This window comes from Megasphaera sp. ASD88 (assembly GCF_002287425.1).
Taxonomy (GTDB): domain Bacteria; phylum Bacillota; class Negativicutes; order Veillonellales; family Megasphaeraceae; genus Megasphaera; species Megasphaera stantonii.
Genome location: NZ_NQXW01000002.1, coordinates 188993 through 203785 on the forward strand (window position 1 = coordinate 188993; position 14793 = coordinate 203785).

Sequence of the window (14793 nt, forward strand, 5' to 3'; positions counted from 1 at the left end):
AAAGAAAAGGCCGCGGCGATAAACGGAATAAGCGTATCCCTTTATCGCCGCAGATTGCGTTCATTTGATGAAATATGAATTTTATTGACGGAAACGATAACAGGTCGTTTCGATGGATGTCACTTCTTCTTTGGTAAGACCGGGAAGCTCCGTTGTCATGGCCTGTTCGATGGCCTTGGCATCGACGGTCCAGCGGGTTTTCTTCATATCTTTGCCGTGGGACTGGATGTACCGGGCTGTGCTGCGGGCCGCCACGCTGCAGGGCAGGCTTTGGACGACGTAGCGGAAATTGGTCCGCGGCACCGATTTCATGGGCTGCTTCCATACGTCTTCGATTTCCAGGGTATAGTCGCATTCGTGATAGCCGTTGGACACGGCTTCGCGGCCGATGTCTTCCGTGTTTTTCAGGCCCATATCCAGGAGCAGGTAATCGTAGAGGAGGATGTGCTCCCACTTTTCCCTGAGGAATTCCCGTTCGGGAAAGAGGCTGCACGGGTCATCGCCGTACAGCCGGAGCAAATCCAGCAGGAAGGCCAAGCGGTGGCGCTTGAAGGTGAAGGACACGGCCTTGAGGAAGATCTCGCGCATCATGACGTATCGTTCCGCTTCGTCGCGGAAGTCGGCGTCAAAGTAGCTCAGCGGCGTTTCTTCCCGTATGTAGCGGACGAGCTTGCCTTCCAGGTCGATGAGGCGCCGGCGGGCCGCGCTTCGTTCCGCCGGCCGCAGGGATGGGTCGAGGCGCCTCCGGTTCAGCCGTTCCATGCGGTTCAGGCAGGCCGTTTCCACGGCTAAGGCGCTGAACAGGCCGTTAGCCTGCTGGCGTGAAAATATTTCCGATATATCGTCTTTCGATAAGGACTGGGCCATTAGATATCATGCTCCTTATGGCGAGATTCGTCGTCGATAGTAATTTTTACGTCTTTGAAATAGTCTTTAAAGGATTGGACCCACGTGCGGGCCGGATGAGACAGGAAGCCCTTGCTCTTCCATATCAAGGCCAGGGTCCAGTAGATCGACGGGTCGACGAGGGGGATATGGACGGCTTTGCCGGAAGGGATGCGTTGGCAGATGCTCCGCGGCAGCAGGGCGATGCCCATGCGGGCGATGACCATTTCTATCTGCAAATCCCAGTTGTTGCTCTGGCAGATGATCTTGGGATGGGCCATGATGTTCTGGTAGAACGAGTGTATGTATGGATTGAGGGCAAAGGACGGCGCATAGTATACGAGGGGCTCGTCTTTGATGTCGTCGAGGGTCAGCTCGCGGGCCTTCGCCAGCCGGTGGTCGGGAGGCATGACGATTTCCAGCGGTTCCCGGTGGAAGATGAAGAAATCGTAGGGCATTTCCGTCGTAATCGGCAAGGCGACGAAGCCGACCTGCACGAGGCCGTCGTCGATGGCCGAGACGATGTCCAGTGAGCCGACCTCTGTCAGCTCCAGCTCGATTTGCGGATAGGACGTGATGAAATGGCCGATAAACGGCGAAATGAGAGACGACGCGATCATCGGCGGGACGCCGACGGTCAGTTTTCCGGCGTTCAGCAGCTGCGGAGATTCCATTTCTTCCTTCAGGGCCGTGAAGTCGTTTAAAATGCCTTCGATGCGGGGAAGGAGATACGCGCCCATTTCCGTCAGCTCGACGTTTTTTCCCTTGCGGTCAAAGAGGCGTATGTTCCAATGTTCTTCCAGCGCCTTGATGCCTTTGCTGATGGAAGGCTGACTGATATGAAGCGCTTTGGACGCTTTGGTAAAGCTTTTTTTTTGGGCTACTTCGACGAAGTAGGTCAGCTGGAATAAATCCATAGTTATATATCACCTCGCATTAATATCCTTAATAGTACCATATTTCAAAAGAGAATAGAATACAATTGCCTTCGATTCCTTCCGAATTTCATCACTTCGGCGGGATATGCTGAGATTTTAAGCGCAGGCTGTGGACAGGCGCAGGTTTTTGTGGGAAAATTTAATATGGATACGATTCTGTTTTACTGAGACAAAAGGATGTATAATACTTACAGAGACGAGACGAAAAGGAGGAGCCTATGACGACGGTACGTTGGATCATGCACGTCGATATGGATGCGTTTTACGCGTCTATCGAGCAGCGGGACAATCCGGCCCTGCAGGGGATGCCGGTCATCGTCGGCGGACTGACGGGGCGCGGCGTCGTCGCGACGGCGTCGTACGAGGCGCGGCAGTTCGGCGTGCATTCGGCTATGAGCATGAAGCTGGCCCGCAGGCTGTGCCCGAACGGCGTGTTCCTGCCGGTGCGCATGTCCCATTACCGGCGTATTTCCCACCAGATTCGGCTCATCCTGTCCCATTACTCGCCCTTCGTAGAGCCCCTGGCGCTGGATGAAGCTTTTCTGGATGTGTCGGGCATGGGACTGAAATATCCGAACATCGTCGACATCGCCAAGGCGGTCAAGCAGGATATCCGGCGGACGACGGGCCTCGTCGCCTCGGCCGGCATCGGGCCGAATAAGTTTTTGGCCAAGCTGGCGTCGGATTTGAAAAAGCCCGATGGACTGATGTGGATTCCCTACGGCGAGGAACGGGCCATCCTGGCGCCCCTGCCGGTGAGCCGCCTGTGGGGCGTCGGCAAGGTGACGGAGCAGGCCCTGCGGCGGGCTGGATTTCATACCATCGGCGACGTTGCCGATGCCGGCCCGGAGGCGCTGATGCCCATTGTCGGCAATCAGGCTCATCGGCTGCACGACCTGGCGTTAGGCAAGGACAACCGGCCCCTGGAGGTCAGTCGCCGTCCCCAATCTGTCGGCAACGAGCATACCTACGCCCACGATTTGGTCAGCGACGACGAAGTGGACGAGCAGTTCCGCCTGCTGGCCAACGAGGTGTCGTGGCGGCTGCGGCAGAATCATCTGATGGGGCGGACGATTACGATCAAAGTGCGCTTCGCCTCGTTCCGCACCATTACGCGGTCCCTGACGATCGACGGCATGGGGACCTGCTCGGAAGAGCAGCTGTATTTCTCGGCCAAGCGGCTGTACAATAAATGTAGCGGTGCAGAGCCTATCCGGCTGCTGGGATTGTCCGTCAGCCAGCTGCAGCCCCTGCAGGTACAGTGCGATTTATTTTCCGACGATTCGGAAACGAAGGCCAAGGTAGCCGAGGCCATCGACAAGCTGCAGAAGCGGTTTGGCCGCCAGGCTATCATGAAGGGATTTTTATGGGAAATGTCTCATGAAAAAGACTAAAGCACCATATACTATAAACGAGGAGTGTATATCATGGCGATTTTTAAAGTAGCAGCCCATACGGGAGACAACAACAACGGATACATCGAATACGATACGGAAACGAAGGAGCTGGGCGTCCATCTGAACGACGAAGACATCAATGCCAAGGTCCGGGAGTACTTGACGACGGAACGGCCCCTGCACCGTTTTACGGATTTATCGTACTACGAAACGGTCAGCGTCGTGCCGACGGACGACGTAGAGTCGCTGAAATTAGCCTTGTGCTATATCTGGCTGGCTCTGGGTGTCCACGTCGACTGGAGCCGCCCTGTCGAAGGGTAAGGCGAAACGAGAGGGAAAACGACATGTCCACAAGATATCCACATTCTGTGCCCTGCGGTGTGGCTAGAATGTGGATGTTTTTTGCAAACGGCGAAAATACGCCGTCCGCGGCGGTGCATAACTTGGCGGATGAAGCGGGCAAAATGTGTATAACTGGACGCCAGGCTATGAAAACAAGCGTTTGCGTTAACATAAAAACCGCATGATTACGCCGTTCTTGGGGATATGTAAAGACTTGTTTACAATGTGCATAACTGACGATGAATTGTGGATAATTTTTACGCACAGCCTGTGGACATCTGAAGAAAAGGGAAAAAATCAGGTAAATACGGGCTGTATGGGAGTTTCCCGGCTGTGAAATTTTCCAGTTATCCACAATGTGTGCAGTGAATTTGATATGTAGGAGTGGAGTAGACAAATGAAAGCGATTATTGACGGATTACTCGTATTGTCTAATGAAATCGTAACGGGACATATTCTGATGTATGAAAAGGACATATGGAAAATCGTACCGCGGCACCAGTTCCGCGCCGGCATGTGCACGGAATTGATTGACGCCAACGGCGGCTTTGTCGTGCCGGGCTTTATTAACGAGCACATCCACGGCTGCGCCGGCGCCGACGTGATGGACGAAGACGGGCAGGCCTTGGAAACGATGCGGAAGGCCCTGCCGGCTACGGGCGTCACGTCCTTTGTGGCGACGACTATGACCCAGTCGAAGGAAGCGATGGCCGGGGCGCTGGAACGCATTCGCCAGGCCATGGGCAAGCAGGGCGGCGCTCAGGTTCTCGGCGCCCATCTGGAAGGACCCTTCGTGAGCGAAGCCTATAAGGGGGCCCAGGCGGCGGGGCACCTCGCGGCTCCCGATTTTTCCTGGATTGCGCCCTATGCTGACGTCGTGAAGATCGTCACCGTAGCGCCGGAAGTATTGAAGAACAAAGACTTTTTGAAGGATTGCCGGGACCATCAGATTCTCGTGTCGCTGGGACACAGCGCGGCGACGTATGAAGAGGTCATGGAAATCGTCGACGCCGGCGGACTGTGCCATGCGACGCACCTGTACAACGCCATGGCTCCCTTCCACCATCGGCAGCCCGGCCTCGTCGGCGCGGCCCTGCTGTCGCCGAAGGTACACTGCGAGTTGATCTGCGACAACCTGCATGTTCATCCGGCGGCGCAGAAGCTGGCCTATCAGCTGAAAGGCCGCGACGGCATTATTCTCATAACCGATTCGATGCGTGCCTGCCTGCAGGGCGACGGCGAATCGGAATTGGGAGGCCAGGCCGTATACGTCAAGGACGGACAGGCCCGTCTGGCCGACGGTACGCTGGCCGGAAGCACAGCCGTCATGAATCAGGTCGTGCTCAACTTCCTCATCAACAGCGGCGCGTCCCTGCCCGACGTCGTGGCCATGGCTTCAGCTAATCCGGCAAAGGACTTGGGCCTGTACGACCGCCTGGGCTCGCTGGAAGAAGGAAAGCAGGCCGACGTTGTCGTATTGGACAGCAACGATTTCCACGTGAAGCAGACGGTCATCGCCGGCGAGCTTGTGTATGATGAATTGGCAAAATAGGTTAAATCGATGGATCACAATCGGGGTCGGTTTTCTCGTAGCAGCAGCGCTGCTTACGGCCTGTCAGCCGGCCCCGGAAACAAAGGCAAATGTATCTGGCAGCGAAACAGTGGAAGAACGAGCTGCGCGCATCGTTGCGGCCATGTCGCCGGAAGATAAGGCCGGACAGGTGATGATGGTCGGTTTAATGAATGAGAAGCTGCAGCCTGAAGACCTGCGGCAGCTGGCAATCTGCCGGGCCGGCAACGTCATTTTGTTTGACCGCAATATGCAGTCGCCGGCGCAAGTCCGGGCTTTGTCCGGCGAAGTGAAACAAACGATTGAAAGGCAATGCGGCATAGCGCCATTTATTGCTGTTGACCAAGAAGGCGGACAGGTACTGCGCATGCGGGATCAGTTTCTTCCTGTTCCCAGTCAGGAAGAAATCGGCCGCGGCGGCAGCCCTGGGAAAGCCAGACAATGGGCTGCCGATACAGGACGTGAATTGAAGTCTATGGGGATTAACGTCAATTTTGCGCCCGTTGTCGATTTAGGTTCTTCGGCAGAGCGCTCATACGGCAGCGATCCGGAAATGGTATCGGCATATGCAGTACAGGCTTGTCAAGGCTATGCAGAGGCGGGTATTTGGTGTGCTATTAAACACTTTCCCGGAATCGGCAAGGTTCAGACAGATCCGCATATAGACGGAGACAGCGTTGCGGCTTCTAAAGACGAGCTGATGCAGCAGGATCTGAAGCCCTTTGCAGTGATTATACGGCAAATACCTGCTGATGCCATGCTCATTATGGTGTCGAATGTTACCTTTCCCTCTTTGGATGCGGAATATCCGGCATGCGTATCGCAGACGGTTATGACGGATTTGTTGCGGGAGACATATGGCTACAAGGGCCTTATCGTATCGGACGATATGGAAATGGGCGCCATGGCCAAGCATTATGCCTTTTCCGACATGGGTGTCATGGCCTTGAAAGCTGGTGCCGATATGGTGCTGGTTTGTCATGATTACGGTCATGAACAAGAGACACATGACGGCATAGTAAGGGAATATAAGGCAAATCCGGAATTTCGCCAAATGGTTGATGAAAAAGTAATGCATATTGTAGAAACAAAATTGAAAATGAATTATTTGTAAACTGTGTTCTGTAGAATATAGTAAAAGACCATGCAGCGTCGGTTCGTAACGGCCGAACGAGGCATGGTCTTCTTTGTTTCCGAAACGGCTTCAGCGAGGAGCCTTTCGGTATGTTTTTCTGTAGTCGCGGGGAAGAAGCTGCGTCGCTTCCTTGAAGGCCTTGGTGAATTTTCCCTGCGTTTCGTAGCCTACGGCGGCGGCAATCGCGGCGATGGAGTCGTCCGTCTGCTGCAGGAGCTCCATAGCCCGGCGGATTCGGTAGGATCGCATGTAGGCGGCGATGGGCTGGCCGTAGACGGCTTTGAAGGTCGTTTTCAGGGACGACGTGTTGATGAAATACGTCTTGGCTAATTCGTCGATGGTGTACCGCTTGTCCAAATTCGCCGTCATGAGGGCGTGGATGTCCTGTACGACCGACGCCAGCTGGGCGTCGCAGCTTTGCTGGGCCGCGGGAGCGTCGATGTCGGCGCGGACGAGATACAGGAGCAGCTCCAGGGCGGCGATCTTGCAGGCCGCCGGGCGGAAGGGCTCCGGCGTGTCGTACAGGGAGGAAAAGAGACGTTCCAGCTCCTGATTCGGCGGGAAAACGACGGGCGCCGCACCGTATTTTTCGATGAGTTTCTCCGCCGTCGTGCCGGCGCTGGCGATGATGTCGGCCGGCGTGCCATTCAGAGCGCGGAAATCGACGGCCAGTCCCGCCCCTTCAAAATAGCCTAAAGGCAGGGACATGGCCGAATCGGCGCAGCAGTCCATCATGTGAGCTGCCGTCGCTCCCGCGCCGACGTAAGAGACGAAGCCCTTCGTCAGGTTCCAGCCGGCCCGGCCGCTGCGGCAGAAGGTGACTTCGATGGCGTCGTGCAGCGCTTCATGGCGGAACGATACGGTCGGCGCGAGGATTTGCCAATAGGACAGCTCGATGCCGGGAAATATCGTCGCCGCCGTCATGCATCCCTTGCCCTCTGTGCGGACGGTCACGCTGCGGATAGGCGGCAGGCCCGTTTCCAGTATCTGAATGGAGCAGACGCCGTCCGGAATAGAGCGCAGCGCGTCTTCTAACTGAGCCCGGCGGTCATTCATAGGAATCACCTTCCTTGTCCGGCATCGGGCAGGCGATGTCGACGAGTTGCTCCGTCATGGCGTGCAGTGCTTCGGCTTGCCGGGTTCGTACGGCCTGATAGTATACTTCTTTGCCGTCGCGGCGGCTGGTAATGAGGCCGCCGGCCTTCAGCAGCTTTAAGTGATGGGATACGGCGGGGCTGCTCATGCCGACGAGGGCGGAAATATTGATGACGCATTCTTCGCAGTGGCACAGCAGCCAGAAAATGCGCAGGCGGCTGGCGTCGCCCAATAATTTAAATATATTCGATACGGTTTCAAAATCCTGTACGGCCGGCATGTGCTCCAGATGCTCGATAGACTGGCCGTGATGGTGCGGCAACGTAATCGGTTCCATAGAATCGGGTCTCCTTTCGCCCTTATTGTATCATAGGGGGCTGCCGAAGAAAACGGGAAGATAGGTTGCGGAAGCGGCGACGCCGGACGATTTTGCCCGATTGGAAATGGTTTTTGCCCAAACGGAACGGACTGGCTGCGCCGCGTTGACTTTCGCCGCCTCTATGGTATGATGTAGTCAAGAAAACGATTAAACAATTATTTAATCGTAAACACCTATACAACGAGAGGAGAGCTTACACATGAAAAAGACCTATAAAATCGACGTAGACTGCGCGAACTGCGCCAATAAGATGGAAGATGCGGCCCGCCATACGGCAGGTGTCGCGGCGGCGACGGTAAACTTCATGACCTTGAAGATGATCGTCGAATTCGAAGAAGGGGCCGACGTAAAGGCCGTCATGGAGGAAGTCCGCAAGAACTGCAAAAAGGTCGAAGACGACTGCGAAGTTTTCATCTGATGCACAGAAGCCGCCTGGGATAAGGCGGCGTTTGCTTTACGAGGTGACATACTATGAATAAGAAACAGAAAAAAATGCTCCTGCGCATCGTCGCCGCGGCCATACTCATGGTGGCCTTGGCCTTTGCGCCTGTCGACGGAGCGGCCCGGTTCGTGGCGTATACCGTGCCGTACCTGCTCGTCGGCTATGATATTTTATGGAAGGCTCTGAAGGGCATCAAGAACCGTCAGGTCTTCGACGAAAACTTCCTCATGGCCGTAGCGACGGTCGGAGCCATCGTGCTGGCTGTATATAGCGGCAGCGGCGACTATACGGAAGCCGTCGCCGTCATGCTCTTTTATCAGATCGGCGAACTCTTCCAGAGCTACGCCGTCGGCAAGAGCCGCCGCAACATCAGCGAGCTTATGGATATCCGCCCCGATTACGCCAATATAGAAAGAGACGGCCAGCTGGAACAGGTCGATCCTGACGAAGTGGAAATCGGCAGCATCATCGTCGTCCAGCCCGGCGAAAAGGTACCCATCGACGGCGTTGTCACAGAAGGGATGTCGAATTTGAATACGAGCGCCCTGACCGGCGAAAGCCTGCCGAGAGACGTCGCACCAGGAGACGAAATCATCAGCGGCTGCATCAACATGACCGGCGTCCTGCGCATTCGGACGACGAAGGACTTCGGCGAATCGACAGTATCGAAGATTTTGGATTTGGTCGAAAACGCCAGCTCCCGCAAGTCCAAGTCGGAAGACTTCATTTCCAAGTTCGCCCGCGTCTATACGCCGGCGGTCTGCATCAGCGCCCTCGTCCTGGCTATTGCGCCGCCTGTCGTCCGCATGGCCGCCATGGGCCTTGCGCCTGAATGGGGCACGTGGATTTACCGGGCTCTGACCTTCCTGGTCATCAGCTGCCCCTGCGCGCTGGTCATCAGCATTCCCCTGAGCTTCTTCGCCGGTATCGGCGGGGCCAGCAAGGAAGGCGTTCTCGTCAAGGGCTCCAACTATTTGGAAACCCTGTCCCAGACGAACATCGTCGTCTTTGATAAGACGGGCACCTTGACCCAGGGCGTCTTTGAAGTCAACGGCATTCACCACAGCGGCATGGATGAGGCCGAACTCATCGAGCTGGCGGCCCTGGCTGAAAGCGCTTCGTCCCATCCTATCAGCAAGAGCCTCCAAAAGGCTTACGGCAAGCCGATCGACAGAAGCCGCGCGACGGATATTCAGGAAATCAGCGGCCACGGCGTCATAGCCATGGTAGACGGCCGGCAGGTCGCCGCCGGCAACGACAAGCTCATGGCCAAGCTCGGCGTCAAAGCCATTCCCTGCCATCAGGCCGGCACGATTATCCACATGGCCGTCGACGGGGTCTATGCCGGCCATATCGTCATTTCCGATGTCGTAAAGCCCACGTCCCGCCGAGCCATCGCGGCCTTGAAGGACGCCGGCGTTCGCAAGACCGTCATGCTGACGGGCGACGCCAAGGCTGTGGCCGCACAGGTTGCCTCGTTCTTAGGCATCGACGAAGTATTCAGCCAGCTCCTGCCGGCCGATAAGGTGACAAAGGTAGAAGAGCTGCTGAGCCGGAAAGGGAAGAAGGAAAAGCTGGCCTTTGTCGGCGACGGCATCAACGACGCGCCGGTCCTGCGCCGGGCTGATATCGGCATCGCCATGGGGGCCATGGGCTCCGACGCGGCCATCGAGGCGGCCGACGTAGTCCTCATGGACGACGACCCGCTGAAAATCGCCAAGGCTATCCGCATTTCCCGCAAATGCCTGGGCATCGTATACCAAAACATCGTCTTTGCCATCGGCGTCAAGCTCCTCTGCCTTGCCTTGGGAGCTGTGGGCCTGGCCAACATGTGGCTGGCCATCTTCGCCGACGTCGGCGTCATGATCCTTGCCGTCCTCAACGCCATCCGGGCGTTATTCGTACACAACCTAGGAGGAACAGACTATGAAATTTCAACAGATTCGCAATGCGACGACCAAGCTGGAGTACGGGGGAACGACGTTCCTCGTCGATCCGTGGCTGGCTGATACCGGTGCTATGGGCTCGTTTCGCCAGATCAATAATCCTGACTTTTCCCCAATGCTGGACGAACAGCTCGATATTCCCATGCCTATGTGCGGATTGCCCATGGCGGCCAACGAAGTATTAAAAGGCGTCGACGCCTATATCGTGACGCACGTGCACCCGGACCATATCGATATGGGCCCCGACGGAACCTGCGGCGAACCGCTCTGCCATGATATGCCTATATGGGTGCAGAATGAAGGCGACGCCGCTGTCATGAAGGCATCCGGGTTTGCCGATGTTCGCCTGCTATCGGAACAAGGGACGACGGTACAGGGCGTTAAGTTGACGAAGATCGAAGGTCGGCACGGCACCATCGAGCCCTGCGGCCCGTCGTGCGGCGTCGTCTTGGAAGCCGAAGGCGAACCGACGGTATACCTCGTCGGCGACACGGTCTGGTTTGACGCCGTAGAGCAGGCTCTTCGGACCTATAGGCCCGCCGTCATCGTCGTCAACGCCTGCGCGGCGTACCTCAAAAAGAACGGCCGCCTCATCATGAATGCCGACGACATTGAGCTGATTCGCCGGGTTTGCCCCGACGCCTGGATTATTGCCAGCCATATGGACACAGTAGCCCACGCGGCTTTGACGAGGTATTCCCTGCGCCTGGTCTTGGAGGCTAAGGGCTTAGACAACGTATATATCCCCGACGACGGCGAAACGTACGTCTTCGATTGACATATTCATATCCCCTCTTTAATATATAAACGCGGCGGGGCAGATTCCATGATGCAGTGGGAATCTGCCCCGCCTTTGCTATGCGCTGTCGGATATTGTGCATTTGCAGTGAAAAAGACATGTCGGAACTTCTGGCGAGAATATAAGCTGGCGATACGATTGGCGATAAGCAGATAGTTGTTATGCCTGCCATGTTTTGATGGTATAATATAAATGAATAGAATTTTGTTTGCCATAGCAAAAGAATGAGAGGAGGCGATTGTTTTGAGTGAAATGGCTATGTTTTTTGGCGAGTCTCGGTACATAGAATATAAGCGGGAAGTTCCGAAAGATAGTTTAAAATACATGAAATCTGTTGTAGCGTTTGCTAATGGTGACGGCGGACAAATTATCTTTGGCGTTGAGGATAATACCGAAAAGGTTATTGGTGTACCTGCCGAGACCTTATTTCAAACGATGGATGCGTTGACGAATGCCGTAACGGATAGTTGTGAACCCATGATTATACCTAATATAATGGTTAGAGAAATAGATGAAAAGCAAATTATTATCATGGAGATAATGTCGGGAATGGAACGGCCATATTTTATTAAAAGCAAAGGAATGATTAACGGTACCTATATCAGGACTGCTGGAACGACTCGTCCTGCCGATCAAGTTATACTGCAAGAGCTAATTTTAGAAGGCAGTAATAAATTTTTTGATCAGGAACCTGTTTGGCATGGAATGGTTGCCGACTATGAAATTGATGCATTATGCCGGCAGTTGTATGAGATTGCGTTAAAAAATGCTAAAACGGCAGAACAAAGACAGGCTGTAAAAAGAGTTACAAAGAATACGCTGTTGTCTTGGGGCGTATTAGCGGAACGGCAGCATATGGTGCTGCCGACGAATGCATATTCCATGCTGACGAATACGAACGGTTTGCCGCCGCTTATCCAATGCGCCGTCTTTAAAACGGAAAACAGAGCTATATTTGTAGATCGCAGGGAAATAACCGGGACAGTACAGGAGCAAATAGAAAAGGCGCTGCAATATGTGCTGGAAAAAATAAATATGGGTGCCCGATTTCACGGCATCTATCGAGAAGATGTGTATGAATTGCCGCCAGATAGTCTAAGAGAATTAATTGCGAATGCAGTAGTACATCGAAGTTATTTAGAACCAGCTCCCATACAAATTGCCTTATTTGCCAATCGACTGGAGATTACATCTCCTGGTGGTTTGATGCGCGGCGTGACCGTGGCAAAAATGAAAGAAGGCTTTTCGAAGATTAGAAATAGAGCTTTAGCAAGCGCTTTTGCTTACATGAATATCATTGAGCAATGGGGAAGTGGTATTCCTAGAATTATGCATGAGTGCCAAGAGTATGGGCTTCCAGAATTGGAAATTATAGACTTAGACGGAGATATGCGAGTTAATTTATATAGGTGTACCAAGGCGAAGACTGACCAAAAGACTGACCAAAAGACTGACCAAAAGACTGACCAAAAGACTGACCAAAAGACTGACCAAAAGACTGACCAAAAGACTGAAAGCAACCCTATACTAACAGACAATGAAGCGGCTATTTGGCAAATATTGCAGCAAAATCCAAGTTGTACGCAGAAGGAAATGGCTGGGATACTGTCATGGAAGCCGGGAAAAATTAAATATCATATCCGCAATTTGCAGGCAAAAGGCCGGATTATACGGGTTGGGTCCCATAGGAAGGGCTATTGGCAGCTCGTTCAGCCAGAAAAATGATGAATGTTCCCGATTCGAAATGAAGAAGCCGGCGATGCCGTTTACATTTTAGACTATACGCACAACGCCCCGGCTTTATAACGAGAAAACGCCCCGTGTCAGCAGTATGACTGATACAGGGCGTTTTGTCATTTCTTCGTATTGGACAGTACGATGGCGGCGACCATGAGGACGCTGCCCAGGCATTCCTGGAGGCTGACGCCGTGGTTGTAGAACCAGACGGCCAGGAGAAAGCCGAAGACGGCTTCCATGGAAATGATGAGGGAGGCGTGGGCATCGCTCGTGTGCTGCTGGGCGATGTTTTGGGCCGAGAAGGCGAAGACCGTATTGAGCAGGACGAGGTAAGCGATGCCGATCAGGGCGTTTTCGTCGGCGCAGATCAGTGCGTCGGGCAGGCCGGAAAAGGGCAGGGCCAGCAGCCCCGGCGTCAATAGCTGAAAGAAGGTCATGGAAAACATGTCAGCCCCCTTGACGAAGTTGCCGACATATACGATTTGAATGGAAAAGCAGATGGCCGCCATGAGGGACAGGACGTCGCCCAAGGTAGGCGTCAGATTTCCCGGCTTCAGGCACAGCAGAGCCAGGCCGGTTACGGCCAGCAGGGCGCAGCCGACGTCGCGGCGGCGCAGGGGATTGTGGGCCAGGGCGGCGGACAGAAAGGGGACGAAAATGGCGTAGGACGTGACGAGGAAGGAATGGCGCTCTACTGTCGTCAGGGCCAGGCCGTTGAGCTGGAAGATGAAGGCGATGAACTGAATGGCGCCGATAATGACGCCGTATCGTATTTCGCGCCCCGTGCCGCGGAGTATCTGCTTATGGAAGAGCAGGAACATGACGGCGGCGGACAGGAGGAAGCGGGAACTCATGACGCCGAAGGCCGACAGGGAGGACAAGGCTTCTTTCGATGCGATAAAGCCGCCGCCCCAGATGACGGCGACGAGGAGAAGGGCAAGGTCTGCGGCGAGCATTTTAAGCCGCGGCGTACGGGACAGGTTCATGAAAACACCTCTGTATTAATGTGGCTGAAGACGCGGCGATGGCGTCTTGACTAATTACTGTATTATAACAAGTTTTTGCCATGCTTAAAAGGTAGGGCGAGACATGTGTCCAAAGTATTTGCCTGTCGGGGCTTTTCTTTTTATAATGGAAGACATGAAACCGAGAGCGCCGCAGCAGGCGCACTATAGAAAGGGAGAATATACGATGAAACGCGTACTGATAATTACTTCGAGCCTGCGGGCTCACAGCAATTCCGACGCCCTGGCCGAGGCCTTTGCCCGCGGGGCGAAGGACGGCGGCTGCGACGTGACCTGCGTCAGCCTGAAAGGAAAGAACATCGCCTTCTGCCGGGGCTGCCTGGCCTGTCAGGAACGGCAGGACTGCGTCATTGCCGACGACGCCGCGCCCATTGCCGAAGCGATGAAAGAGGCCGACGTTATCGCCTTTGCTACGCCTGTATACTATTACGGCTTGGCAGGACAGCTCAAGACCCTGCTGGATCGGGCCAACTGCCTGTTCCCGTCGGACTACCGGTTCCGGGACATTTATCTGCTGGCTTCGGCGGCTGAAGACGAGGCGACGACGATGGACGGGCCTATCCGCGGCATACAGGGCTGGATCGACTGCTTTGAAAAGGCACGGCTGGCCGGTACGGTCTTTGCCGGCGGCGTCAACGACGGCGGCGATATCGAAGGCCATCCGTCGCTGCAGCAGGCCTACGAAATGGGAAAAGAAATCTAAAAAAAGAGTTGAAATCGCCGTTTTTTGGTGATATAATTAAAAAGCTTGAATCGTGTCAAGCTCCTAACCCTTCTGCGGGAAGGGTCATATGTCCAAAAGAGGAGGTGATTTCGTGAACAAGTACGAAGTCATATTTATTGCAAAGCCGCTTGAAGAAGCAGAAGTAGATCCGATCGTTGAATTCGTGTCCAATTTGCTTACGAAAAACAGCTGCAATATCGAAAAGGTAGATCGCTGGGGCAAACGCCATTTAGCTTACCCGGTCAAGAAACAGGCCGACGGCTACTATGTGTTGATCAACTTTGAAGCAGATCCTGCTACGATCAAAGAAATCGACCGCGTTTTGAAAATCCGCGACGAAGTCCTGAAACACTTGATCGTCAAGATCGACGAATAACCG

The 14793-nt window shown here is 54.4% G+C and carries 15 protein-coding genes; 10 read left to right on the forward strand and 5 right to left on the reverse strand.

Going from position 1 to position 14793, the window contains the following annotated elements; genetic code table 11:
* Window positions 1-81: 81 nt before the first annotated feature.
* Both CJ260_RS02715 and CJ260_RS02720 read right to left on the reverse strand, forming a co-directional pair.
* Window positions 82-867, reverse strand: a complete 786-nt coding sequence (locus CJ260_RS02715) for a hypothetical protein (RefSeq protein WP_095629078.1) — start codon at window positions 865-867, stop codon at window positions 82-84.
* A complete protein-coding gene (locus CJ260_RS02720; RefSeq protein ID WP_095629079.1) occupies window positions 867-1802 on the reverse strand; it encodes a LysR family transcriptional regulator in 936 nt (311 codons plus the stop codon). The genes CJ260_RS02715 and CJ260_RS02720 overlap by 1 nt, the downstream gene beginning before the upstream one ends.
* Window positions 1803-2041: 239 nt before the next feature.
* Here CJ260_RS02720 and CJ260_RS02725 point away from each other — a divergent pair, with 239 nt between their 5' ends.
* From CJ260_RS02725 to nagZ, 4 genes are all read left to right on the forward strand, one after another.
* Entirely contained in the window at window positions 2042-3217 is a 1176-nt protein-coding gene (locus tag CJ260_RS02725) for a DNA polymerase IV (RefSeq protein ID WP_095629080.1), read from the forward strand.
* 33 nt (window positions 3218-3250) lie between these two features.
* On the forward strand, window positions 3251-3541 hold the full coding sequence (locus CJ260_RS02730; protein ID WP_087477199.1) for a hypothetical protein: 291 nt from the start codon (window positions 3251-3253) through the stop codon (window positions 3539-3541).
* 418 nt (window positions 3542-3959) lie between these two features.
* Window positions 3960-5114, forward strand: coding sequence for an N-acetylglucosamine-6-phosphate deacetylase (gene nagA, locus CJ260_RS02735; RefSeq protein ID WP_087477200.1), 1155 nt, complete (start codon window positions 3960-3962; stop codon window positions 5112-5114).
* Between the two features lie 109 nt (window positions 5115-5223).
* Complete coding sequence (gene nagZ, locus CJ260_RS02740; RefSeq protein WP_232818729.1) at window positions 5224-6246, forward strand: beta-N-acetylhexosaminidase; 1023 nt, start codon at window positions 5224-5226, stop codon at window positions 6244-6246.
* A 90-nt stretch (window positions 6247-6336) separates the two neighbouring features.
* Here nagZ and CJ260_RS02745 read toward each other — a convergent pair whose 3' ends face one another.
* Both CJ260_RS02745 and CJ260_RS02750 read right to left on the reverse strand, forming a co-directional pair.
* Window positions 6337-7323, reverse strand: a complete 987-nt coding sequence (locus tag CJ260_RS02745) for an AraC family transcriptional regulator (protein ID WP_095629082.1) — start codon at window positions 7321-7323, stop codon at window positions 6337-6339.
* Complete coding sequence (locus CJ260_RS02750) at window positions 7316-7699, reverse strand: helix-turn-helix transcriptional regulator (RefSeq protein WP_087477203.1); 384 nt, start codon at window positions 7697-7699, stop codon at window positions 7316-7318. The genes CJ260_RS02745 and CJ260_RS02750 overlap by 8 nt, the downstream gene beginning before the upstream one ends.
* A gap of 241 nt (window positions 7700-7940) precedes the next feature.
* On the opposite strand from CJ260_RS02750, the gene CJ260_RS02755 reads away from it, so the two are divergent.
* From CJ260_RS02755 to CJ260_RS02770, 4 genes are all read left to right on the forward strand, one after another.
* The gene (locus tag CJ260_RS02755) at window positions 7941-8159 is read left to right on the forward strand and encodes a cation transporter (protein ID WP_095629083.1); all 219 of its coding nucleotides are present in this window, start codon (window positions 7941-7943) and stop codon (window positions 8157-8159) included.
* A gap of 53 nt (window positions 8160-8212) precedes the next feature.
* On the forward strand, window positions 8213-10192 hold the full coding sequence (locus CJ260_RS02760) for a heavy metal translocating P-type ATPase (protein ID WP_095629084.1): 1980 nt from the start codon (window positions 8213-8215) through the stop codon (window positions 10190-10192).
* Window positions 10110-10907, forward strand: coding sequence for an MBL fold metallo-hydrolase (locus tag CJ260_RS02765; protein WP_095629085.1), 798 nt, complete (start codon window positions 10110-10112; stop codon window positions 10905-10907). Before CJ260_RS02760 ends, CJ260_RS02765 begins: the two co-directional genes overlap by 83 nt.
* Window positions 10908-11180: 273 nt before the next feature.
* Window positions 11181-12653 carry an ATP-binding protein gene (locus CJ260_RS02770; RefSeq protein ID WP_198947378.1) on the forward strand — a complete coding sequence of 491 codons (1473 nt, stop codon included), beginning with the start codon at window positions 11181-11183 and terminating at the stop codon, window positions 12651-12653.
* A 128-nt stretch (window positions 12654-12781) separates the two neighbouring features.
* On the opposite strand, the gene CJ260_RS02775 is transcribed toward CJ260_RS02770, so the two are convergent.
* Complete coding sequence (locus CJ260_RS02775) at window positions 12782-13651, reverse strand: DMT family transporter (protein WP_095629087.1); 870 nt, start codon at window positions 13649-13651, stop codon at window positions 12782-12784.
* 205 nt (window positions 13652-13856) lie between these two features.
* Here CJ260_RS02775 and CJ260_RS02780 point away from each other — a divergent pair, with 205 nt between their 5' ends.
* The gene (locus tag CJ260_RS02780) at window positions 13857-14393 is read left to right on the forward strand and encodes a flavodoxin family protein (RefSeq protein ID WP_095629088.1); all 537 of its coding nucleotides are present in this window, start codon (window positions 13857-13859) and stop codon (window positions 14391-14393) included.
* 112 nt (window positions 14394-14505) lie between these two features.
* A complete protein-coding gene (gene rpsF, locus CJ260_RS02785; RefSeq protein WP_087477210.1) occupies window positions 14506-14790 on the forward strand; it encodes a 30S ribosomal protein S6 in 285 nt (94 codons plus the stop codon).
* Window positions 14791-14793: the final 3 nt, after the last annotated feature.